General features: G+C 41.0%; 20 protein-coding genes and 1 other RNA gene. 7 read left to right on the top strand and 14 right to left on the bottom strand.

The window, feature by feature from the left end:
• Positions 1 to 54: 54 nt before the first annotated feature.
• Positions 55 to 597 (top strand): Smr/MutS family protein, encoded by a 543-nt coding sequence (locus tag J0654_RS08210; protein WP_207027552.1) that lies wholly within the window; start codon positions 55 to 57, stop codon positions 595 to 597.
• On the opposite strand, the gene J0654_RS08205 is transcribed toward J0654_RS08210, so the two are convergent.
• Positions 594 to 1,115, bottom strand: a complete 522-nt coding sequence (locus tag J0654_RS08205; protein ID WP_207027550.1) for a hypothetical protein — start codon at positions 1,113 to 1,115, stop codon at positions 594 to 596. The two genes, J0654_RS08210 and J0654_RS08205, sit on opposite strands and share 4 nt — an antisense overlap.
• A 110-nt stretch (positions 1,116 to 1,225) precedes the next feature.
• On the opposite strand from J0654_RS08205, the gene J0654_RS08200 reads away from it, so the two are divergent.
• Positions 1,226 to 2,374 (top strand): cysteine desulfurase family protein, encoded by a 1,149-nt coding sequence (locus J0654_RS08200; protein ID WP_207027548.1) that lies wholly within the window; start codon positions 1,226 to 1,228, stop codon positions 2,372 to 2,374.
• On the opposite strand, the gene J0654_RS08195 is transcribed toward J0654_RS08200, so the two are convergent.
• Together J0654_RS08195 and J0654_RS08190 are read right to left on the bottom strand one after the other, a co-directional pair.
• Positions 2,375 to 3,022 (bottom strand): hypothetical protein, encoded by a 648-nt coding sequence (locus tag J0654_RS08195; protein ID WP_207027546.1) that lies wholly within the window; start codon positions 3,020 to 3,022, stop codon positions 2,375 to 2,377.
• Between the two features lie 133 nt (positions 3,023 to 3,155).
• Positions 3,156 to 4,847 carry a M23 family metallopeptidase gene (locus J0654_RS08190; RefSeq protein WP_207027544.1) on the bottom strand — a complete coding sequence of 564 codons (1,692 nt, stop codon included), beginning with the start codon at positions 4,845 to 4,847 and terminating at the stop codon, positions 3,156 to 3,158.
• Positions 4,848 to 5,013: 166 nt separating this feature from the next.
• On the opposite strand from J0654_RS08190, the gene J0654_RS08185 reads away from it, so the two are divergent.
• From J0654_RS08185 to rny, 4 genes are all read left to right on the top strand, one after another.
• Positions 5,014 to 5,304 (top strand): hypothetical protein, encoded by a 291-nt coding sequence (locus J0654_RS08185; protein WP_207027542.1) that lies wholly within the window; start codon positions 5,014 to 5,016, stop codon positions 5,302 to 5,304.
• Between the two features lie 14 nt (positions 5,305 to 5,318).
• Positions 5,319 to 5,612 carry a cell division protein ZapA gene (locus J0654_RS08180; RefSeq protein ID WP_207027540.1) on the top strand — a complete coding sequence of 98 codons (294 nt, stop codon included), beginning with the start codon at positions 5,319 to 5,321 and terminating at the stop codon, positions 5,610 to 5,612.
• Between the two features lie 54 nt (positions 5,613 to 5,666).
• Positions 5,667 to 5,776: non-coding RNA, 6S RNA (gene ssrS / locus J0654_RS08175), on the top strand.
• A gap of 51 nt (positions 5,777 to 5,827) precedes the next feature.
• Entirely contained in the window at positions 5,828 to 7,399 is a 1,572-nt protein-coding gene (gene rny / locus J0654_RS08170) for a ribonuclease Y (RefSeq protein ID WP_207027538.1), read from the top strand.
• A gap of 7 nt (positions 7,400 to 7,406) precedes the next feature.
• On the opposite strand, the gene J0654_RS08165 is transcribed toward rny, so the two are convergent.
• A complete protein-coding gene (locus tag J0654_RS08165) occupies positions 7,407 to 8,651 on the bottom strand; it encodes a DUF7477 domain-containing protein (RefSeq protein WP_207027536.1) in 1,245 nt (414 codons plus the stop codon).
• A 228-nt stretch (positions 8,652 to 8,879) separates the two neighbouring features.
• Between J0654_RS08165 and J0654_RS08160 the strand changes: the two genes are divergently transcribed.
• Complete coding sequence (locus J0654_RS08160) at positions 8,880 to 9,302, top strand: CBS domain-containing protein (protein ID WP_207027535.1); 423 nt, start codon at positions 8,880 to 8,882, stop codon at positions 9,300 to 9,302.
• Between the two features lie 43 nt (positions 9,303 to 9,345).
• Here the strand turns inward: J0654_RS08160 and J0654_RS08155 are convergent, their stop codons facing one another.
• The 10 genes from J0654_RS08155 to J0654_RS08110 form a co-directional block, all read right to left on the bottom strand.
• A complete protein-coding gene (locus J0654_RS08155; protein WP_207027533.1) occupies positions 9,346 to 11,421 on the bottom strand; it encodes a DUF349 domain-containing protein in 2,076 nt (691 codons plus the stop codon).
• A gap of 142 nt (positions 11,422 to 11,563) precedes the next feature.
• Positions 11,564 to 12,316: a shikimate dehydrogenase family protein gene (locus tag J0654_RS08150; RefSeq protein WP_237685910.1), complete on the bottom strand. Its 753-nt coding sequence runs from the start codon at positions 12,314 to 12,316 to the stop codon at positions 11,564 to 11,566.
• A complete protein-coding gene (locus J0654_RS08145; protein WP_207027531.1) occupies positions 12,270 to 13,310 on the bottom strand; it encodes a DUF368 domain-containing protein in 1,041 nt (346 codons plus the stop codon). Before J0654_RS08145 ends, J0654_RS08150 begins: the two co-directional genes overlap by 47 nt.
• A gap of 18 nt (positions 13,311 to 13,328) precedes the next feature.
• Positions 13,329 to 14,246, bottom strand: coding sequence for a polyprenyl-phosphate transporter (locus J0654_RS08140; protein WP_207027529.1), 918 nt, complete (start codon positions 14,244 to 14,246; stop codon positions 13,329 to 13,331).
• 21 nt (positions 14,247 to 14,267) lie between these two features.
• Entirely contained in the window at positions 14,268 to 15,668 is a 1,401-nt protein-coding gene (locus J0654_RS08135; protein WP_207027526.1) for a tetratricopeptide repeat protein, read from the bottom strand.
• Between the two features lie 86 nt (positions 15,669 to 15,754).
• A complete protein-coding gene (locus J0654_RS08130) occupies positions 15,755 to 16,951 on the bottom strand; it encodes an aspartate aminotransferase family protein (protein ID WP_207027524.1) in 1,197 nt (398 codons plus the stop codon).
• Positions 16,951 to 18,654 carry an OstA-like protein gene (locus tag J0654_RS08125; RefSeq protein ID WP_207027522.1) on the bottom strand — a complete coding sequence of 568 codons (1,704 nt, stop codon included), beginning with the start codon at positions 18,652 to 18,654 and terminating at the stop codon, positions 16,951 to 16,953. The genes J0654_RS08130 and J0654_RS08125 overlap by 1 nt, the downstream gene beginning before the upstream one ends.
• A 93-nt stretch (positions 18,655 to 18,747) precedes the next feature.
• Entirely contained in the window at positions 18,748 to 19,188 is a 441-nt protein-coding gene (locus tag J0654_RS08120; RefSeq protein WP_207027521.1) for a DinB family protein, read from the bottom strand.
• Positions 19,189 to 19,193: 5 nt separating this feature from the next.
• The gene (locus J0654_RS08115) at positions 19,194 to 19,673 is read right to left on the bottom strand and encodes a Dps family protein (protein WP_207027519.1); all 480 of its coding nucleotides are present in this window, start codon (positions 19,671 to 19,673) and stop codon (positions 19,194 to 19,196) included.
• Positions 19,674 to 19,754: 81 nt separating this feature from the next.
• On the bottom strand, positions 19,755 to 21,869 hold the full coding sequence (locus tag J0654_RS08110; RefSeq protein WP_207027517.1) for a glycoside hydrolase family 97 protein: 2,115 nt from the start codon (positions 21,867 to 21,869) through the stop codon (positions 19,755 to 19,757).
• Between the last annotated feature and the right edge of the window lie 42 nt (positions 21,870 to 21,911).

Below are 21,911 nucleotides of genomic sequence, written 5' to 3'. Positions count from 1 at the left end.
TATTTTTGTATTCGGGTTTAATTTTTACGTCATTTTTTACCACAACAATTAATTATGGGCAAGTTTTCCATCGGAGATAGGGCAGAGGTGCTGGACGAAGCAATTTCGGGCATTGTACAAAAAGTGGACGGCGATAAGGTGACCTTGATCACGGATGATGGTTTTCCGATGCATTACGATACAGCCGATCTGGTTAAAATTGAAGGTGATATTTCTGTTTCTAACCACGAAGTGGCCAAAATCAAAAAAGAAAAGGAAATTCCAAAAAGAAGAAAAGCACCCACCATTAAACCTAAGGAGCGCAGCGCTCCCAAATTGGAGGTGGACCTGCATATTCATCAACTGGTAAAATCAAGCAAGGGAATGAGCAACTACGACATGCTCAATGTACAATTGGAAACCGCTAAAAGACAATTGGATTTTGCCATCCAAAAACGGATTCAAAAAGTGGTTTTTATCCATGGAGTGGGAGAGGGCGTCTTAAAAGAAGAGTTACATTATCTGTTCAATAGATATGATAATGTAAAATTTTACGATGCTGACTATCAAAAATACGGTCTCGGAGCTACCGAGGTGTATATTTATCAGAACGGTTAATTGGGAACATTGGTGGTTACCTCCCCAAATTGGCTTATGGTCAAATTGGTGATGCGCTCACCACTATCCGTTACAAAGGAAATGCCGCTCAAACTTATGGTGTGAACAAACACAGTGGCATCGTTGGGATCAACAGCAGTTTCAATGATCACCATTCCATCTTCTGCTTCAACCTCATCGATTACCGTGGGTTGGGCCGGAGGTATGTTATCACAAAAATAGCCGTTGTCCACTCCATCGGAAAAAATTCGGTAGATTACTTGGGATTGGTTGGGTACCGAGCTTTCAGTAGTCACAGTTTCTCCTACCACCCCATTGTTCAGTACACCACTTTGAAGCTCCAAGATAAGGGCTTCGGCATCATTTATTTTAAATAACAAATTGGTGGATGTTGGGATAAGGGCACTACAAGATTGCGCAGAAACACTATCAAAATCAATGGTCTCGATCTCTAAATCACCATCACTGCAAGAAAAGAGCAAAACCAAACCAACGATTGAAAAGATAAATTTTCTCATGCTCCAAATTTAACGTAATTCCATTTTAATACCCCAATACTAGGTTGGACTTTAATTGAAATTAACTTTATTTCACGTACTTTTGCACGTGTTAAAATGTAATCTTAGCCATGCAAAAAGTGTATCTGGATAATGCTGCGACAACGCAGGTAAGGGATGAGGTAATAGCGCGAATGCAAGAGGCACTCGCCGAACACTACGGTAACCCATCATCTACCCACAGTTTTGGTAGGTCGGCAAAAACTGCAGTGGAACAAGCAAGAAAAACAATTGCCAAAACCTTGAATGCACATCCATCCGAAATAATTTTTACTTCGGGCGGTACAGAGGCTGATAACATGATTTTACGTTGTGCTGTAAGAGATTTGGGGGTTGAAACCATTATCACATCCAAAATAGAGCATCATGCGGTACTCCATACTGTTGAGGAACTTGAAAAGGAATACAACATCAATGTTTGGTATGTGGATTTGGATGAGTTCGGCAACCCAAAAATGGACCATCTCGAAAGCTTACTCAAAAAGGACGATTCCAAAAAATTGGTCAGTTTGATGCATGTGAACAACGAGATAGGAAATATAACGGATATAGCTGCTGTTGGAGAACTTTGCAAAGCAAACGACGCACTTTTTCATTCAGATACGGTGCAATCCATAGGTCATTATCCTTGGGATGTGCAGGCCGTTCCCATTGATTTTATGACAGCTGCTGCCCACAAATTTCACGGACCAAAAGGAATTGGATTTGCCTTTATCCGTAAAAATTCTGGATTGAAACCATTGATTGTCGGTGGTGCACAGGAAAGAGGTTTAAGGGCGGGAACAGAACCCTTCCACAATATTGTTGGTTTGGAAGAGGCTTTTGTAAGGGCTTATGAACACTTGGATGAGGAAACTGAAAAAGTAAAGGAACTTAAAAAATATTTCCTGGAAAGGATGGAGCAAGAGATGCCCGATGCAGTTTGTAATGGACTTTCTGGAGATTTGGAGAAAAGTACCTATACCTTGACCAATATCCGGTTACCGTTTGATAAGCAAAAAAGTCTCATGCTATTGTTTCATTTGGACATGAAGGGTATTGCCTGTTCCAAAGGAAGTGCCTGCCAATCCGGTAGTGACCAGGGTTCCCATGTACTGTCTGAAATTTTATCGGGGACAGCGTTGGAAAAACCGAGCGTGAGATTCTCTTTTTCCTTTTACAATACCAAGGAAGAAATCGATTACACCGTTGAGGTGTTAAAAGAGTTTGCGAACAATTAATTAGTTTCTGTTCCTTCTTTTTTCCCTGTCGTAAGGAAATTTTCTGGATGCGGTTTTCATCATTTTATCGATGAGTTCCGTAGTATTTTTACCTGTTTTTTTGGAAATTTCGTTCTCATATTTCCAAAGCAGTTTGCCCGTATCCCCATCACTTATCTTGACTCCGATCCGCCCATAGTTGGCATTTCCACTAAAATAATCCAATATGCTAAAGTCCGTGGGAACCCCTTTTGAAAGTAGAATGTTGAGGTTGAGGTTACCGCTGATGATCCCATCTACATCCAGAATTCTGCACAATTCCTGTGTGGTATAGGTGTCAATGTTATCGTAGTCGATATTGTTTTGTGCCAAAATAGCATTGGTGTTCATAATGTTCTGGAAGTCAACATTGAACTTTTTTCGTTTTTTTCGTTTGGAAAAATAGGTTTCCAATGCATTTTGCACCGCATAACCTTCTTTTTCCGCCAATACGCTCAGTTCACTCCTGTCTACCGCTTTTTTTAACTCTAAATGCGCTATGAACGGAACAATGGCCAAAATTTCATGATCATCGGTAAGTTCATCAAACCTGAGATTCTCGTAAATATTTTTTTGAGCGGATGCCATCGCAGTGGTCAAAAGGATGAAAACAAGGACAATTTTTTTCATTAATCTGTTTTTAGTTCAATAATCCTGATTTATTGGCTCCTAGTTGCAAAAAGGCTGGTTGATGTAATAATAGGCTGATGTGAAAAAATAATGATTTATTGATCAATCTAATTTTTCGCTTGCAAAAGTAAGTCTATTTCCTGAAAAAATTGCCAACAAAGGTTGTGGAGTTGCCTACATTGTCCGTAACCGTGACTTTTAATTCACATTCCGTGTCATTGGTGATGTTATCGTCAAAATTATAGGTTATGGTATTTGTCTTGGGTTCGTATTCCATCAGAATCCATTTGCCGTTCAAGGTGGCGGAATAGGAATCTATACCACTCAGGTCATCCGAAATGGAGAGGCTTAAATAACTATAATTGCTCAACCATTGTTTTTCCTTAAAATTTTTGGGTCTTACTTCTGGTGCAACACTGTCCTTTACGAGGGTGTAGGTTCCCAGTGTTCGGGTTCTGGTGGTAAAAGAGCCATCTCGTTTGTATGTTTTTGAGTAAGAGGGCCTCATTTTGCTGTCCAAATGTGCAATAAACAGTTGTTTTCTATCCGCTTCGGAGTATTTAGTGGGGTCAAAACTAATGGTGAAATTGCGATGTGCCGCCACACTGTTATCATGAATGGTAATGGTATCGGAGCCTTTTTCCAGGTGAATAAAGAAATCCTTATAGAAGGTGTTCGCTGGGAAATAGACTTTGGCAGCACCAAGATCAAAATTGTTGGGCTTGTTGGCAATCACAAAGTCTTCTGTAACAGCATTGGCTTTGTCAATTTTCTTCTCTTCTTTTTTTCCTTCTATGGGGATAACAAGTTTTGTGGTGTTTCCTGCCAAATCTGAAATTAATAACTCCACATTGTAGGACATTCCTTCCTCTATATCAATTTTACCATCGTTGTACAGGGTTTTGTAAATGCTTAAGTGATTGTACGGTTCCCTGAAACATTTTTGGATTTTTTGCCTATGGTCGTAAAAATGGGCATAATCGATAAGCGTGTTAATGTACCGTGTTTCTCCAAAGGAGAAGGAATCAAAATCGAACTCGGAATACAACCTGCCATTTACTGATTGTTTTATGGCGTACACACCATTTTTGTTGGCCGCCATATCCAAACGGTCAAAACTGTTGATGCCTAAACCGATAGTGCCAATGGCAGTGATCTTATCGGCCAAATAGGAGCCATCCGATTGTCGTGTATAATTTAGCTGGATTTTGTCTGCACTCTGATTGATCAAGGCATCATCCGATAACGGGTAACCATAAAGCCCCAACAAAGTTGGGTCTGTGGCATCCCTGACCTCATAACCGTAAAGCAAAGGGTTTGTGGGCTTCCCATTTACGCTGTTTCGTATTTCAAAATGAAGATGTGGTCCAGCGGAGCTACCGGTGTTTCCCGAGTAGGCTATGGTGCTTCCTCTGGTTACCTTAAGTTCTCCATAATCCGGAAACATTTCTACCTCGTATGATTGTTTTTCGTACTGTATTTTTTTTACATATTCTTCTATTTCGGGCCCAAATTTTTGAAGGTGCGCATATACCGATGTGTAACCATTTGGGTGCGCTACGTACAAGGCCTTGCCGTATCCCCAATGAGAGATTTTTATACGGGTCACTGTACCGTCGCTAATGGCAAAAACCGGAAGTCCTTCCCTTTGTTGGGTCTTAATGTCCATTCCTGAATGAAAATGATTGGAACGAAGCTCACCAAAAGTTCCTGCCAAAACCAAGGGAATATCCAATGGGGCACGAAATGTATCTTGAGGGTACTTTTTCTGGGCAGGAAGATATAATGCAATTAAAAAAAGGACTAAAAAAAAGTTGCAACGCATATATAAATCAATAATTCCTTACGAATGTAACCAATGTTTTGATTTGATAAAAGATTTAATCCTTTGCATAAGGCTTAAAGCAATGCTTTAAGAATAAATCCTAAAAGTATTGCGAGGTTGTACTAGGTTGGTTAACTTTGTGTAATACGTATTGTTGTTTGCAAATATGAGCGAACTAGTTGAGATTGTGGATTCTTTGGAGAACAAGGTGAGCAAATTGCTGCACAAAATGGAGCTGTTGTACCAAGTCAATGCCAAATTAAAACAGGAATTGGAACTTCTGGAAGAGAAAAACGAACTCAAAGAGAACGCTCTAAAGGAATGGGAGGAGAAATATGACTCCCTTAAAATGGCGAACACAATGCTGGGTAGTAATACAAGTAAAACAGAAGCTAAGCTCAAAATAAATACATTGATCCGCGAACTTGATGTTTGCATAGCCAAATTGGCGGATTAACTGGTACCGAGATTATGGACGAGAAGCTCAAAATAAAGCTTTCCATTGCTGATAGGGTATATCCTTTAACGATTGACCCAAAGCAAGAGGAAGGGTTGCGAAAAGCGGCCAAAAACATAGAAAATTTGGTTAAAAAGTTTGAGCAAAACTATGCCGTTCGGGACAAGCAAGATGTACTGGCCATGTGTGCCTTGCAATTTGCATCCAAAATTGAGCAAGGAGGAATAGATCGTTCGGAAAATGCAGAGGCTGCAATGCAACGCCTTAGGGCACTGGACGAATTGGTACATTCCAAATTGGGAGAATAAGTTCTTATAAATAAAATATTGTTACTGCCCACATTGGTAATTAATTTTTGACAAACTCAACACTATTATAATTAGAAAGGGTGAGTTTAGGCTGTAAAAGCAGGCCCTACTTGTATAGGGATCCTTGATCAGTCTGTTAGCCCTAAACCTGTATTTAGGAGTTTGTACAAAACTTCGCCAATGTGGGCTTTTTTTTTAACTAAACACAAGCAAACATGGATAATATCATATTAATAGCCGTAGCAGCCGTTGTAGGGTTGGCGATCGGATTTGCAATTGCCAAGATGATGGAGAAGGGCAAGGCATCCAAAACCATTGCCAATGCCAAGAAGGAAGCGGCCGACATTATTAAAGAAGCCAAGAAGGAAGGTGAGAGTATAAAAAAAGATAAGATTTTCCAGGCCAAGGAGAAGTTTTTGGAGTTGAAGGCGGAGCACGAGAAAGTCATTATCAATAAAGACAAAAAAATTGGTGAAGCCGAGAAGAGGACAAGGGATAAAGAGTCCCAAGTGAGCAGCGAACTCGCCAAGAACAAAAAGCTGAACGATCAACTTCAGGAAAAAATTAAAGAGGTTGCCTATAAAAGCGATATTCTAGATAAAAAGCAATCCGAAGTAGAGAAACTTCACAAAAGCCAAGTGCAACAGCTGGAGGTAATATCCGGGCTTTCTGCCGAGGACGCCAAGGCACAATTGCTCGAGTCTTTAAAAGAGACAGCTAAAAGTGATGCCATGGCTTACCTTCAAAACACTTTGGAAGAAGCAAAACTTACCGCACAGCAAGAGGCCAGAAAAATTGTGGTCAATACCATACAGCGTATCGGAACCGAGGAGGCTGTGGAAAATTGTGTTTCCGTATTTAATCTGGAGTCCGACGATGTCAAGGGACGAATCATTGGACGTGAGGGTAGAAACATCCGAGCCCTTGAATCGGCTACCGGCGTAGAGATCATTGTGGATGATACACCGGAAGCTATTATTCTGTCCTGTTTTGATTCGGTAAGGAGAGAAGTGGCCCGATTGTCTTTGCACCGATTGGTTACCGATGGTCGAATCCACCCTGCACGTATTGAAGAGGTGGTGAAAAAGACCGAAAAACAAATCAATGAAGAAATTGCAGAGATAGGAAAGCGTACCGTAATCGATTTGGGCATACATGGATTGCACCCAGAGTTGATCAAAGCGGTTGGTAGAATGAAATATCGTTCCTCTTACGGTCAAAACCTATTGCAGCACTCCAGAGAGGTTGCAAAGCTTTGTGGTGTAATGGCAGCCGAATTGGGTCTTAATCCAAAAATTGCCAAACGAGCTGGATTGCTTCACGATATAGGTAAAGTACCAATGGCCGAAGTGGAAGTGGAAACACCCCACGCTATTTTAGGTATGCAATGGGCCCAGAAATATGGTGAAAAAGAAGAAGTATGCAACGCTATTGGTGCCCACCACGATGAAGTTGAAATGACCACTTTGATCTCTCCCATTGTACAGGTTTGTGATGCGATCAGTGGAGCTAGACCTGGGGCAAGAAGACAAGTACTGGATTCATACATTCAACGTTTGAAGGATTTGGAAGATATCGCATTTGGTTTTAATGGAGTGCAAAAGGCATACGCTATTCAGGCGGGTAGGGAACTACGCGTTATAGTGGAGAGCGAGAAGGTGAACGACGATAAAGCGGCCGAGCTTTCTTTCGAAATCTCACAAAAAATACAGACAGACATGACCTACCCTGGTCAGGTAAAAGTTACCGTAATTAGGGAAACCAGGTCTGTGAACGTAGCCAAATAATAGTGTTCTAATTTCTGGTATTGTTCAAAATCCAATTGATGGGAATGTCTTGATATTGGGAACCAGATCGGTTTGTGGTATTGGTCGCATTTTTTGACATTACAACAAGCCACATACCATCTCCATAGGTTATTGTAGTGATTGAATACCCCTTATCGGCACGTTCTTTAATCCATTCGAACGGATAGGTGGTTTCGGTTTTCCAGGATTGTGAGCCAAGTTTGGAACCTTTGCTCATGGTTAGGGCCCATAGGCCATTGCCATAAGTTGCAGAGGTAATTGCATAGCTTTCGTTCCAATTATCAATGATCCAGTCCCTGGGTATGTCGTAACTGGTCTTCCATCTTTGGGTTTGAATCCCCGTGTTTTTGCTCATGGTCAAATACCAATTGCCGTTACCGTTCATCATTGCGGTAATGCTATAGCCATCGTCCCATTTTTCATTGACCCAATCTTTTGGGAATGTACTGGACCTTCTCCAGGATTGCGGTCCCAGGCCATACCCTTTGCTCATTAACACCGCAAATTTCTTTTTACTTTCATCATAATCAAAAGTGGTAATGTAAAAGCCTTCTCCCCATTGTGTTTTTATCCATTCGCTAGGGAAGGTCGAAGATTCGATTATTCTTTGTTCCGAATAAGATGTTTTACTGTTGCTGTCCATAACCGCGGCCCACACCGATTCCCCATCCATACCATTGGCCAATACAGTCACCGCATTGGTTTCTACAGGAAAGGATATTTCACCCTTGTTCAAATAGACCAATAATTGAAAAAGCTCTTCGTCCTCTTCAAAATAATCGTCTATATACCCTTTTGTAAGCGCTTCTGGATTTAATTTGACCCAGTAGAGCATGGGTTTCATGGTTTGTGTGAAATCACCTCCTCCAAAAGCATTATCGTCCGCTGTATATGCCTCGTATGAAGCTCCGTTTTCTTTAATATAAAAATTGTCCGCACTGTAGCTGCTATTCGATGGCCCCCTAACTATTTGTGCACCGAATCCATCCAAATATCTATCGGTTGAGCCATCTGATTTAGTGAAGTTTTTATAAACACATGTATAACTGGCCAATTTGTCTGCCCCATTGGCATAATATTTTACGCGCACCAACGCTTCATTTTCACCATAAAAAATAACAAGGGCAGTATATTTTACTTCACCGCTGACCCAACTGGTCTCGTAATAGTCTTGTGAAAATCCAGAAATCGAGGATAAGAAAATCAGTAGTAGAACAAAAATGTTTTTCATGATTGGTGGTAGGAATGGTTTGTTAAATTAATATTTAAAAGTGCTACTAAATTGAAAAAAACACCAAAAAAATAGGTGTATTGCCAAATTAAGCACGTAAAAGCCAGTTTTTTGAGAAGCATTTCACATTTTGTCACCTTTTAACCTAATGGCCAACTGACAATTATCATACTTTTCAAAAAAGAATCAAGGTAACTTCATTCAGCGAATTGATAAAGTACCTGAGCGATGAAAAATGGTGTGCCCGTTTCAAAAATAATGACCAAAAACTTGGTTACTTTAGGCCTGTCTGATGAATTGGTGACTGCCGAGCGACTATTTAAAAAACATCATATTCGACATATACCCGTTGTCGAGGGAGATAAAATCAAGGGGATGTTGAGCTATACCGATTTACTGCGGATTAGTTTTGCCGATGCCATAGATGAGAATGAGGAATATGTGGACACAATTGTCTACAATATGTTTACGATTCCCCAAGTGATGGTACACGATGTTGTTAGTGTAACTTCCGATACGACCATTAAAGAGGTGGCCGAAATCTTATCGAAACGGGAATTTCACGCTTTGCCCGTTGTTGACGATGGTAAACTCAAAGGTATTGTAACCACTACGGACTTAATAAGGTACTTTTTGAAAAGTATTTTCTAAAAAATATCAGAAGGGATGGTATAGGGGACATTAGGTTTAGACCTTATTCTTCCTCATTGCCATTTTCTTCCTCATTGCCATTTTCTTCGTCATCTTCTGTTTCCTTGTTGAGCTTGTGCTCCAGAATATTGAGCTTCTTCATCTTTTCTTTCCAAGTTTGAAGCGCTTCTTTTTGTTTGTCCAATTTGTTGATGACCTCTTTTACCAAAGGATTGTCTTCGGAGTCGTCCGAGAAAAACTGAAGATTGTTCTCCAATTGACGGATTTCCGATTTTACATCATCAATTTTGCGTTTAACAAACACACGTTCGTTGCCAATGGCGTAGTTGTCTTCTGTTTTTGCAAGTTCCTGAACTTTGTTTCCATACTTGAGCAACTCGGACTGTTGCCTGCCAATCCCCAGCTTTTTGAACAAGGCATCCACAATTTTGTTGAACTTACTATTGATGTGCTTTTTGTTATAGGGAATACGGCCGTATTTTTTCCATTCCGCCAAAAAGGCCTTAATGTCTTCAATATCCTTTTTCTTGTCGCCGCTAAGTTGAAATTCCTTTAAACGATCCAAGCATTCGCTCTTCTTTTTAAAGTTTTCAAATTCTTCTTTATGGGCTTCGTTCTTTTCAGCATGTAATCTATCAAAGTAATGGTTACAGGCGTCTTTGAACTCTTTCCAGATTTTATCGGAATATTTTCTTGGGACATGGCCAATTTTTTTCCAATCCCTCTGAATCCGTTTCATTTGAGGGGTTACCTCGGACCAGTCATCACTATCTTTTAAAGAGACCGCCAATTCCAATAGCTCTTTTTTCTTTTCAAGGTTTTGCTGCTGTTCTTTCTTTTGGTTTTTATAGAAGGCATTCTTGGTCCTATTGAACTTGCGAACGGTCTCCTTAAAATGGCTCCAAGTATCCTCATTTACTTTTTGGGGAACCCTGCCCGCCTTGAAGAAAGCTTCCCTAAGGGCCTCTACTTCTTTTATTTGTTGTTGGATGCCTCTGTGGTTGTCCGCAACATTCTCGGCTATTTTGGCAATGTTACCTATGATCCCCTGCTTTTTCTCCAGATTCTTCTCGTAGGACTTTTCCAGTTCTTGGAAGTGTTCCTGCCTACGTTGGTGCATGGCCTTGGTGGCATTGCTGAATTTTTCCCAGATCTCTTCACGGTGTTCCTTGGCCACAGGGCCTATGTCCTCTTTCCAGATCTTGTGAAGGGTTTGGAGTTCCCTAAAGGCCTTGTTCAAATCCGGTTCATCTACCAAGGCTTCGGCACGCTCCACCAATTTTTGCTTTTCTTCCAGATTGTGCTTAAAATCCAAATCGCGCAATTCGCGGTTTAGATGCAGAAAATCGTAAAAGATTTCCATATGATGATGGTAGGTACGCCAAACATCGTTATAACTGGCACGTGGAATGGGTCCTGCATTTTTCCAGCGGCTCTGAAGGTCCTTAAAGTTATTGTAGGTGGTGTTAATATCCTCCTCGATATCAATAAGTCCTTTTAACTCTTCAATAATGTCCAATCTCTTTTGAAGGTTGGTCTTCAAAGATTGATCTAATTGCTTATAATATTGGTCTCTCTTTTCACGAAAATCGGAATACACTTCGTTGAATTGCCTTTTGGCGACCGAATTATATCGAAAATCTATTTCGTTACCACCTTTGGATACAAATTCCTCCTTTTTCTCATCAAGGAACTCCTGAAATTTTTGGTCGAACTCATGTTTAATGGCACTAACATGCTTGTTAATGGCCTGTACTTTCTCATTTTTGACCAAACGTTGTAATTCGCCAACAAGGTTTTCCATGGACATGGAATGGTAGTCCAGCATAGGGATGGTGTGACGCTTTTCGTTTTCACTATCCTCAGCGTCCTCGGCATTGGATTCATCTATTTCGTCCAAATGTTCGTTGGAATCGTCCTTTTCTGCAGTTTTTTTCTCGCTCTTGGTTTCGGAAACAGTTTCCTCCTTGGGTTCTTTTGAACCATCGGTTTCTGATACAGTTTCTTCGGCTACTTTGGGCTCTGCCTTTGTGGTCTCCTCCAAATTAGCTTTTTTATTCTCTGATGTTTCCTCTGTGCCACCTTCAGCTTGCTGAAGTTTACGATCGTTTTCCTGCATTATTTGCTTATTTACCTACTTGATTGATGAAAGTTATAGCCAATTTAACAACTAAATTGTCTAATAGCAAAAGTATTGATTCTTCTTTTGCACCATTTAAAGCTTGTACGGAATGGCTGAATCCTTATGTGGATAGCTGGTTTTAGCCTTTGTTCCAAATTTCCCAAGCTTTTTCGGCTTGTTGTTCCAGCATTTTTAACCCGTTGCATATGGTAGCTCCATTGGCTTCCCCCAGCGCTAGAAAACGGGTTTTTTCAGGATTGTAGATCAAATCGTACAACAAATGCTCAGGTCCAATATGCTGGTAGGGTAATGCAGGTTTATCTTCAATATTAGGGAAAGTTCCCAAGGGGGTACAGTTAATGATCAGGGTATTTTCCTTAATGATGCTTTCGTCCAGTTCCCCGTAAATGTACTGTCCTTCTTTTTTGTTGCGCGAAACATAGGTGCTTGTAATACCTAGTTCGTCAAGAACAAAACGGACTGCTTTGGAGGCACCTCCCGTTCCCAAAACCAAAGCCTTGGTGTGATGTGGTTGTAAAAAAGGTTCCAACGATTTTTGAAAACCATAAGCATCTGTATTATAACCTTTCAATCCGGTTTTTGAAAATTGAATGGTATTTACAGCTCCGATTTTGGCAGCTTTGGGGTCCAATTCATCCAAATAGGGAATAATATCCTGTTTGTAGGGAATGGTAACGTTCAGGCCTTTTAAGCTAGTGTCGGACAGTATGCTTTTAACTTCATCGATCTGCTTAATATCAAAGTTTTCATAGCTATGATCTTCTAGGCCCAATTTCTTGAATTTCTGAGTAAAATACCCTTGCGAAAAAGAGTAAGAAATGTTTCTACCTAGAAGCCCGAACCTGTTCATTTTTTTGTCTGTTGTTGCCATACCAATCCAAAATCAATAATACCAAAATCCCCATTAATATAAAAAGTATGGCCCACCAGGTTTCTACCTCTGCCAAATGTGGTAAGTGACGTTCGTAGTTGAGGATAATTTTATCCCCATTGGAATCCAATAAAGGATTTCCGGCCCCATCCAACTTAAAAATGGTTCTTTTCCATGGCCACAGCACGCCCAATGATCCTGTGATGAATCCTAATAATACTGCTGTTGTTGTAGCTTTAAAATGTTTTAAAACATAACTCAGTAAATGTGAAAAAGTGACCAAACCTGTTGCCGAACCTAAAGTAAAAACTCCCAGAATTTTAAGGATTTGTATACGCTCTTTATTCTTCCAGAAACTAAAATCCCCAGAGAAAATCTCCGAAAATGTATCATAAAGGGCATTGACAGAATCTACCAAGAGCAGCACGTAATTGCCCAATAAAATTAATATGAACGAACCTGATAGCCCGGGAAGCGTCATCCCGGAAACACTTATGATACCACAGAAAAAAATGAATAACAAGTTGTCGTTTTCTTTGGCAGGGCTCAAAAAACTAATGGATATACCTATAATCAACCCTACGATGCCTGCTGGAATGGTGCGTTGATTCCATGGAGAAAAATCCTTTCCTATGTGATAGATGGAGCCGATGACCATGCCAAAAAATGTGGCCCAAACAAAAAGTTCATTATGATCCAAAAAATAGTCCAAAATGCGGGAAACGCTAAAGTAGCTCACCAGCATCCCGAAAATCAAAAGGCCTAGGAATTTGGCATTGATGTATTGAAAAAAACTTTTGAACCTGCCGTTGAACAATAGTTTCAAGGCTTTGGAATTCAGTTTTTGAAGGGAATAGATAAATTCTTCATAAAAACCGGCCACAAAAGCAACAATACCCCCCGAAACTCCAGGAACTTTGTTGGCAGCTCCCATGCATAAACCTTTTATGACCAAGAAGAAATTATCCAGAAATGTTCTAGGTTGTTGTGGCATGAGACCTTATGGTTTTCCTTATTTTTTGGAAGCTACTCTTTCCAGGATAAAAATAAGTGAAAAACCTAGTATGGCTAATACTATGGCAAGCATTAATTTACTATCTCCCTCAAAAGCACCGGGCAGCACGTTCATATCGTCCACAACCACGGTTTTTTCGCCAAAGGTTTTGGTCTCCAAGACTTTTTTCCAAGGCCAAATTTTGTTCAAAGAGCCAAGAATGAACCCGGTCAATAGGGCCAAAGTGATGTTTTTGTAGTGGTTGAACATCCATTTGAGTAGGCGAGCAAAGCTCAGGAGTCCGAAAATAGCACCAACACCTACCGTTAGAATGATTTTAATATCCCTTTCGTGAACAGCATCCAAAATTGTCTTGTAGGAACCCAACAATACAAGGATAAAAGCTCCCGATATTCCTGGAAGAATCATTGCGCAAATCGCAAGGGCACCCGAGAGAAACAGATAAGGCAAGCTGTCTACATTATCATTGGCGGGCAGTTCGGTGATAAAAAATGCCAAAGCGGCACCGGATACTAAAACCACCGCAGTTCCCAAGGTCCATTTTGTAATCTCTTTTCCCACAAAAAAGATACTGGCCAGCACCAATCCAAAGAAAAAGGACCATAGCAAAACAGGTTCGTTTTCCAATAACCAACTCAAAAATTTCGCTAGAGATAGCACGCTGATAAGGATTCCAAGGAAAAGGGACAACAAAAAGTTGCCGTTCACTTTGTTCCAAACGGCTTTGATACCATCTTTCCTTAAAATTTTAACCAAGGTAAAATCTATACTGTTGATGGAGGTGATAAGTTCTTCATAAATGCCCGAAATAAAGGCTATGGTTCCTCCTGAAACTCCTGGTACTACATCGGCGGCCCCCATGGCCATACCTTTAAGGGTAACGAATACGTAGTCCAGTAAACGACGTGCTTGCATGAATATGGAATAATCTGTTGGCTACTTGGCTGTTTTTCTGATTTTTGAAACCAGCGCTTTCACCCAATCTACTTCAATGAATTCTGGGAATTCTTTTTCAAACTGCCGCAATTTACCAATATCCACTTTCATGGCCTTGGATAAAATGGTTTTTGCTTCGTCCAAATCGCTATTTTTTAAATGAATGCCTGCCAATTTATAGGTCAGTTCCGAATTATCGGGGTAAAATTCCAATCCTTGTATCAAAACCTGAATGGCAGAGTTGTAATCGCCGATCTTGTTGAGCACCTCGGCCCAATTTTTCCAAGTACCCAATTCGTAGTTACCCAGGTCCACGGTTTGTTTGTAAGCAAAATCAGCTTCATCATAATTGTTCAGGGCGAAATAAATCTTGGCGGCTTTTTTCCAGTATTTTGGGTTTTCACCATCAATATTTATGGCCTTGTTGATGTAATGCAGGGCTTTGTCATAATTTTTCTGCCCAAAATGGAAATCGGTTATGGCCAACCAACCCTTGTCCAACAAAGGGTCTTCGTGAACTGTGTGGTAGTAATAATACTTTGCCAAATCAAAGTTGCCCAGTTTTTCATGACATTTGCCAAGTCTAAGAAAAGCATACGAGGTAGGGTCTTCGATGGATATGGTGGATTCATAATTTTCGATGGCTTCGTTGTACCTTCCCAATTTCTCCAGAACTTTGCCCTTTTCAAAATAGGCCCCGATAAAGGAATCATCGGAGATAACGGCAAAATCAAAAGCGGTCAACGCTTCCAAGTAAAGGTTCTTGGCCAAATACATTTTTCCCAATTGGTGCCATGCGACTTCGCAATAGGGGTTTCGGTCCAAATAATCGTTCAGGTAATAAATGCTTCCGTCAAAATCTTCTAAAAATTCAAAGCAGTATACAACGTTGTAGAGTGATGAATAGTCCCTGTCATCAATTTCCACGCAGCGCATAAAGCTGAGCTTGGCCTGCTCATAGTCATCCATAAAAAGGTACTCCATTCCCAATAGGGAGTAGATGTCGAAGGAGTGGTCGGTAATGTCCAATGCTTCCAGCAATAGGTTTACGGCCTCCTGGTGTTTGTCCTGTTTGGATCTGATGTTCGCCCGTTGGATGAATACTTCTTCATTGGCCGCGTTTATGGTCTGAATTTCATCCAGAAGCGTTTCGGCAGCTTCAAATTTGTCTTCAAACGCCAATACTTCTACCTGTAACAATTTAAGTTCCATTGAATTGGGATGTTGCTCCAGACCAATTTGAATGGCTTTTTTGCCCAGGGAGACTTTACCGTTGTTAAGGTAGTGGTGAATGATTTCCTCAAAGTCCTCCGCATCAAAGAAATAGACGTCATCCGTCTTGAGCATGGACTCAAATTTGTTTATGGATTTGTCAGGATATTCGTTAGATTCTAACGCCATAGGAACGTTTTTGGTTGAACTATGGACTTAAAATTAACCTTTTGAGGTGCTCTTAAAGTCCAATTTAGGGGTATGTTATCAACAAATTAGTTAACAGTATCGGATTTGTAGCTGTCCAAAATGTCGAGGATTTGGTCGCATCCTTCCTCAATTTCTTTCATGGAAATTGTTAATGGAGGCGATATTCTCACTGCTTTTGGCTCAAATAACAGCCAGAAAAGAATAAGTCCTTTTTTTGCGGCTTCCAGGACCAAATAATCGGCTACTTCTTTGCTCTTCATAATAGGTGCGAGCATTAATCCTTTGCCCCGTATTTCTTTTATCAATGCATGTTGCAATAGTTTTCGGAACAGTTTTTCCTTTTCCAAGGTTTGTGGAATCAGGTCTGTTTCGGTGATTTCTTTCAGGGTCGCTAAACTTGCCGCTGCAATCACGGGATTTCCGCCAAAGGTGGTGATATGGCCAAATTTAGGATTCTCCTTTAAATCGGCCATAAGCTCGTGCGATGCCACGAATGCTCCGACAGGCAAACCTGATGCCATACCTTTTCCAATGACCAGAATGTCCGGTGGACAGTTGAAGTGTTCAAAAGCGAACAATTTGCCCGTGCGCCCAAAGCCAGGTTGTATTTCGTCCAATATCAGTAGGGCTCCCACTTCGTTGCAACGCTTTCGTACTTTTTCCAAATAACCGTTTTCTGGCACAATAAACCCAGCACCACCTTGAATGGTTTCCAGCACTACGGCAGCTGTTTTTTCGGTAATGTTTTTGATTTCTTCTTCAACGTTGAACTGAATGGAACGAATATCTGGAATCAACGGTCGGAACGCACTTTTGCGCTCTTCCAGTCCCATAAGGCTCAAACTGCCCATGGTGTTGCCGTGATAGGCATTCTTGGCGGCAATCACTTGTGAGCGACCTGTATGTCTGCGGGCCAATTTTATGGCACCTTCCATGGCTTCTGTTCCCGAATTGACCAAATAGGTGGTGTTCAAATTATCGGGAAGGTGCGAGGCCAAAAGTTTGGAGAATTCCACAGCAGGCTTTTGTACATACTCGCCATAGACCATTACATGCATGTATTGATCTACCTGGTTTTTGATGGCCTTCACTACTTTGGGATGACAATGCCCCAAACTACAAGCCGATACGCCTGCCACAAAATCCAAATGGGCATTCCCATCCTGGTCGTAGACGTAGTTCCCATTTGCATGGGAAACTTCCAAGGCCAATGGGTGCTGGGAAGTTTGGGCTTGGTATGTAAAAAAATCTTTTTTGGACATTATCGGCTTTGCGCTTTCTTTTTAAGAACGGGCTTTTTGGGTTTAACCGCCTTGGTATTGGGGGCGTTTATGGGGTCGTTTTGATTGTTCTGCCGTTCGTTTTCCTCGGCATCAATATCAATAGGATTGTCTATGCCCCGAATTTTGACCAATTCAATAGTATTGTCGTCTTCGTCAAAAATTTCTTCTTTGGACCTGATTCGTTCATCGCCGCGCCAAACAAAGCCTTTTAACTTTCGACTCTGTACGGGTAAATCTGTCTCGGGGAAAATATCTCCATCAGGATTCACAAAAAATGTAATGTCCTCTATGTCGCTATCTGCCATGAGCAATCTTATTTTACTACAAATGGTTTTATCTATACCTACAAGTTCCTCATCATCGTTATAGACATAGTAAATAACCTCGGTATTCTGGACCAGATCAATAATTTTCAATTCATTTTCTATAAACTTGCCAAAGAGGTTCTTTCCCTTGGCTTGATTATATCCAGTACCACTTATCGTATCCAAGGAAATGATAAAGGCATTCTCTATCACTTTCAGGGAATCCAGTTTATCGGTTTCCATATCCGATATCAAATGAATGCTGTCCCCCGTGATCTGATTATCCACATTCCATAAAATGGGATCGGTAATCAATTGGGTAATCCCTGTTTTCTCCTCATAATGAATGGAATCGCATTTGCCGCTCAAATCGGTTTTGTAGAATTTGGCATTTCTAAATGCTCTTAAGATTCGCTCTTCTTCTTTTCCTGTTACCATCAAGGTGTCACCGTGCATGTAGAGTGAATCCTTTTGCACCAAGCTGATGGAAACTGCCCTTTTGGTGGCAAAAACAGAATCTTTGGCCTTGTGCACTTCAGCATAATGTGCTCTGATCACCCCATTGTTGATGGTATCCGTAATCTGAATATTGTTCGTGGCCGAGGCAAACTCCCTTGCCTTGTCAAAATACAGACTGTCTCCTTCAATAATCTTGTTATCGTAATCGATTCGGGTATTTTTAATGCCGTAGCCTTGCTCGATAGTGGTATCGTAAAAACCACGCTCACAATAGATTTTGTATTCCTCTCCCGTTATGGTGGAGGGTCCGTACATGTAGGCATTTTTAGAGGTGGTGTAATAGTCCAGTTGTTCCGAATCAATAATGTAATCGGGATTGTCTATGTGCACATTACGCTGGAACTGGTATTTTTTTGGGGTCATAAAATAGGTGCCCACTTTACTGGTAAGCACATTGGCGGAGTCTACCACTTTCCCACCTGAATTGTAATAGGCCTGCTGATTTTCCCTATCAAAATAAAGGGTGTCAGTGGTCAATCGCATTTGTCCATTTGTCAAATCTACTTTTTCCCATGCTTTGGCCAGTTTGGTGTTTCCATCATAATCCATTTTGCCGCTGTTCATTTCAATCGAATCCCCTTGTTGAAGACGGATGTTGCCGATGGCTTTCAAGCGGTTTTCCTCAGCATAAAAAATAGCAATGTCGCACCAGAGGTCGGCACCTTGATGCTCAAACTGCACCTGTCGCTCATCGTCTTTGCTAAAAATGGAGGCACCTGGGAACTGGGCCTCATCTTTGGTAAAGTTGGCCCCGTAAACAATATTGATTTGTCGACCACCCTCAGGTTGCTGTTCTTGAGCAAACGTGCTAAAAGCAAAAAGGGATAGAATGAAAAATGAAATGCTTTTCAAATTCATGAAATTTTGCCCAAAAGTAGGATTTTTAACGGAAGTGGCATATTTCGTTTAGAAAGCTTTGGGATTTCTCTTTCAAGTGATTGTAACTGGTTTTTACTTTCCTCTTTTTAATGTAAGGGTGATTTGCCCACAGTGATATATATTGTGATATAGCACATGGCCCAATAACTTAGTTCTGGATATGGGACCAAAAAATGGAGTTTCAATAGTTTCTGCCCATTCTTTTTCGGATAGACTTTCAACAAGGTCACTCAATTTTTTATATCCGTCTTCCACTAGTTGTTGGCTTTCTTCCTTGTTGTAAACTTCACCTGTGTCCTTTTCGCCCATGGTGGTGTTTTTAACTTCGGTAGGAATGCCGAAAAATTGTGTGAGCAGGTGCATGATTTCCCCAATATGACGATATATAAATCCGACCGAAGCGGTATCATCGTTTAATTTTAGGGTGCTGTTTTCCTGAGTGATCTCGTTGAAAGTGAAATCACATGTTTTTCTGTTCTGTGCGATTAAATCCTTAAGAATGTTTTTGGTCATATAAATTATCGGTTCAAATAAGCGGAATACATCCAAATGAGTTTTTCCTGTTCGCGGATGTAATCACTCATAAGCGCATTGGTACCTTCATCGCTTGATTCCCCGGACATTTCCAAAAGCTCTCTTTCCAAAGGAAGCAATACTTCATACCCGTCTAAAATTACTTGGACCGCAACAGGGCCACTGGATATATTTTTGGCGGCTTTGATTTTGGATAACGTTGTGTAATCCCCATACGTATGAAGCGGGGTAAAGCCCAAGGTTAAAATTCTTTCAGCGATTTCGTCGATTTTAACCAATGAATCGTTATAAAGCTCTTCAAATTTTGCATGCAGTTCAAAAAACTTTTCTCCTTTGATGTTCCAATGGAATCCACGGGCATTCATGTAGAATATCTGATAGTTGGCCAACAACTCATTTAACTTATCGGCCAAATCGCTGGACGCTTGTTTATCCAGCCCTATTTGATTCAGTTTACTTGTCATAACAGCTTATTTTAGTTTATCCAAAGATAACTTCAGGCCGCCTTTTATACAGTGATATAGGTCACATAAAAAGAGGCTAAATCAATCGTTTTTCTTCATTAAACTCATGGCGAATCCACCACCTTCAGCCATTTGAACGGTTAGTGATGAACCTTTGCTGATATCGATTTTCTCAATGCTGATGGCAGTGGGATTGTTTTTGTAATGGGCATCCACTGCATCTTTATAAATGATCGCATCATATGAAACACCCTTGTCCAGAAAATCAAAATCGATCGTGACTTCCCGTGCATTTTCATCGGTGATACTGCCAACAAACCAATTGCCCGTTTCCCTTTCTTTTCGGGCTATGGTAACGTAGTCGCCCACCTCTCCGTTCAATACTTCGGTTTCGTCCCAGTCCACACCAACATCCCTGATAAATTGCAATGCAGGTTGCCCTTCATAATTTTCGGGCAGGTCGCAAGCCATTTGAACAGGACTGTAAATAACGATGTATAGCGCCAATTGCTGCGCCAGTGTTGTGTTTACCCGGTTATTTTCCTTTGTGGGGATTTCAATGTCAAAAACTCCGGGAGTAAAATCAATAGGGCCTGCCAACATTCTGGTAAAGGCCACAATGGGCAAGTGTTCGGGAGGATTTCCGCCATCGGCCGACCAGGCATTGAATTCCTGTCCACGAAGCCCTTCTCGGGCTATGGCATTGGGGTAGGTCCTTCGGATTCCTGTCGCTTTAATGGGTTCGTGGGCGTTAATGGCCACATTGTACTTGGCCCCAGTCTCCAATACTTTCCTGTAATGGTTTACCATCCATTGTCCGTGGTGGTATTCTCCTTTTGGGATGATCTTACCTACATAGCCAGTTTTAACCGAATGGATGCCCAATTGATTCATTAATTGGTAAGCCGTATCCAGTTGTTGCTCGTAGGTTCGTGGTGCAGCTGAGGTTTCGTGGTGCATAATGATTTCTACACCTTTTTCCTTGGCATACTGGTTTAATTCTTGCAGATCATAATCAGGGTAGGGTGTCACAAAATCGAATACCCCTTCACGGTCCTCAAAACCTATCCAATGTTCCCATCCCGTATTCCAGCCTTCGACCAAAACCCCAGAAATGTTGTTTTTGGCCGCAAAGTCGATATATCGCTTTGTGTTTTCAGTGGTAGCACCATGTTTTCCCGTAGGTTTTAAATCGTTTGTAAAGGTGTTCATGTCTTGGGAGCCGGCATAGTCCCAAGTAGATTTACCGACATGCATTTCCCACCAGATGCCTACATATTTTTTGGGTTCGAACCAGTTAATATCTCCCAATTTGTTGGGCTCGTTAAGGTTTACGATCAATTTTGATTCGATTAGGTCGCTGGCCTTATCTGTAATTTGGATGCTGCGCCAAGGTGTTTTAAAGGGCAGTTCCCGTTTTACTTTGTACCCGGTTCTATCGGAGCCTACCAGTTCACTGGTCAATAGCAAAGATTCGTTGTCGACCTTCAAGGTCATTCCAGCATAATCGGTAAGATTGGCCTCGTGAAAGCTTAGGTGCAGCCCATCTTCGCTCCGCATGGTCACTGGGGTGTTCACGGCATTTTCGGGAATAAAGGTTGCGGCAAGGTCTTCGTTGTCTCTTTTGGACATTGCATCAATTTCAGAAACCTTGGTTGTGTTATACAGATGTTCATAGATATCCCAGTCACCAGGAATCCAAAATGTGGTATAATCCTCGGTCAATTGGAACTCCGTATTTTCATCTATTATAATTATGCTATCTATCCCTTGTTGCGATAAAAACTCGTAACGGAAGCCAATGCCATCATCATAAGCCCTAAAATAGATATTGAACTTGCGTTTGGGAGCTGTGGTCTCTTCCAGTTCCACTTTAAGCTCATTGTAATGGTTCACGACTTCCCTTTGCTCGCCCCAGGGCATTTCCCAAGTTTCATCGACCGTATTTGTTGTTGAATTGACAATGCTCAGATTTCCCTCCAAGGATTCTTGATTTTTAAAATCAAAGCTCATGGAAGAGGAATCGATCACAATTTTGTTCTTGTGATTCACCATATAATAAGGTGTGCCATCTTCCGAAAGATGAAAATCAATAGCGTTGGTTCCATTGGGGGAGGCAACAGATAACTTTGCAGGTTCTTTAGTGCAGGAAATAAGGGTGGCTATTAAAAATAGCAGGGTCAGTGTTTTGTTCATTGTATTGATTTTTAATCAATTAAACATGTAGGTAACTAATTC

The organism is Flagellimonas profundi, from assembly GCF_017313275.1.
Lineage (GTDB): Bacteria > Bacteroidota > Bacteroidia > Flavobacteriales > Flavobacteriaceae > Flagellimonas > Flagellimonas profundi.
This window is presented reverse-complemented; position numbering and strand designations above follow the sequence as displayed.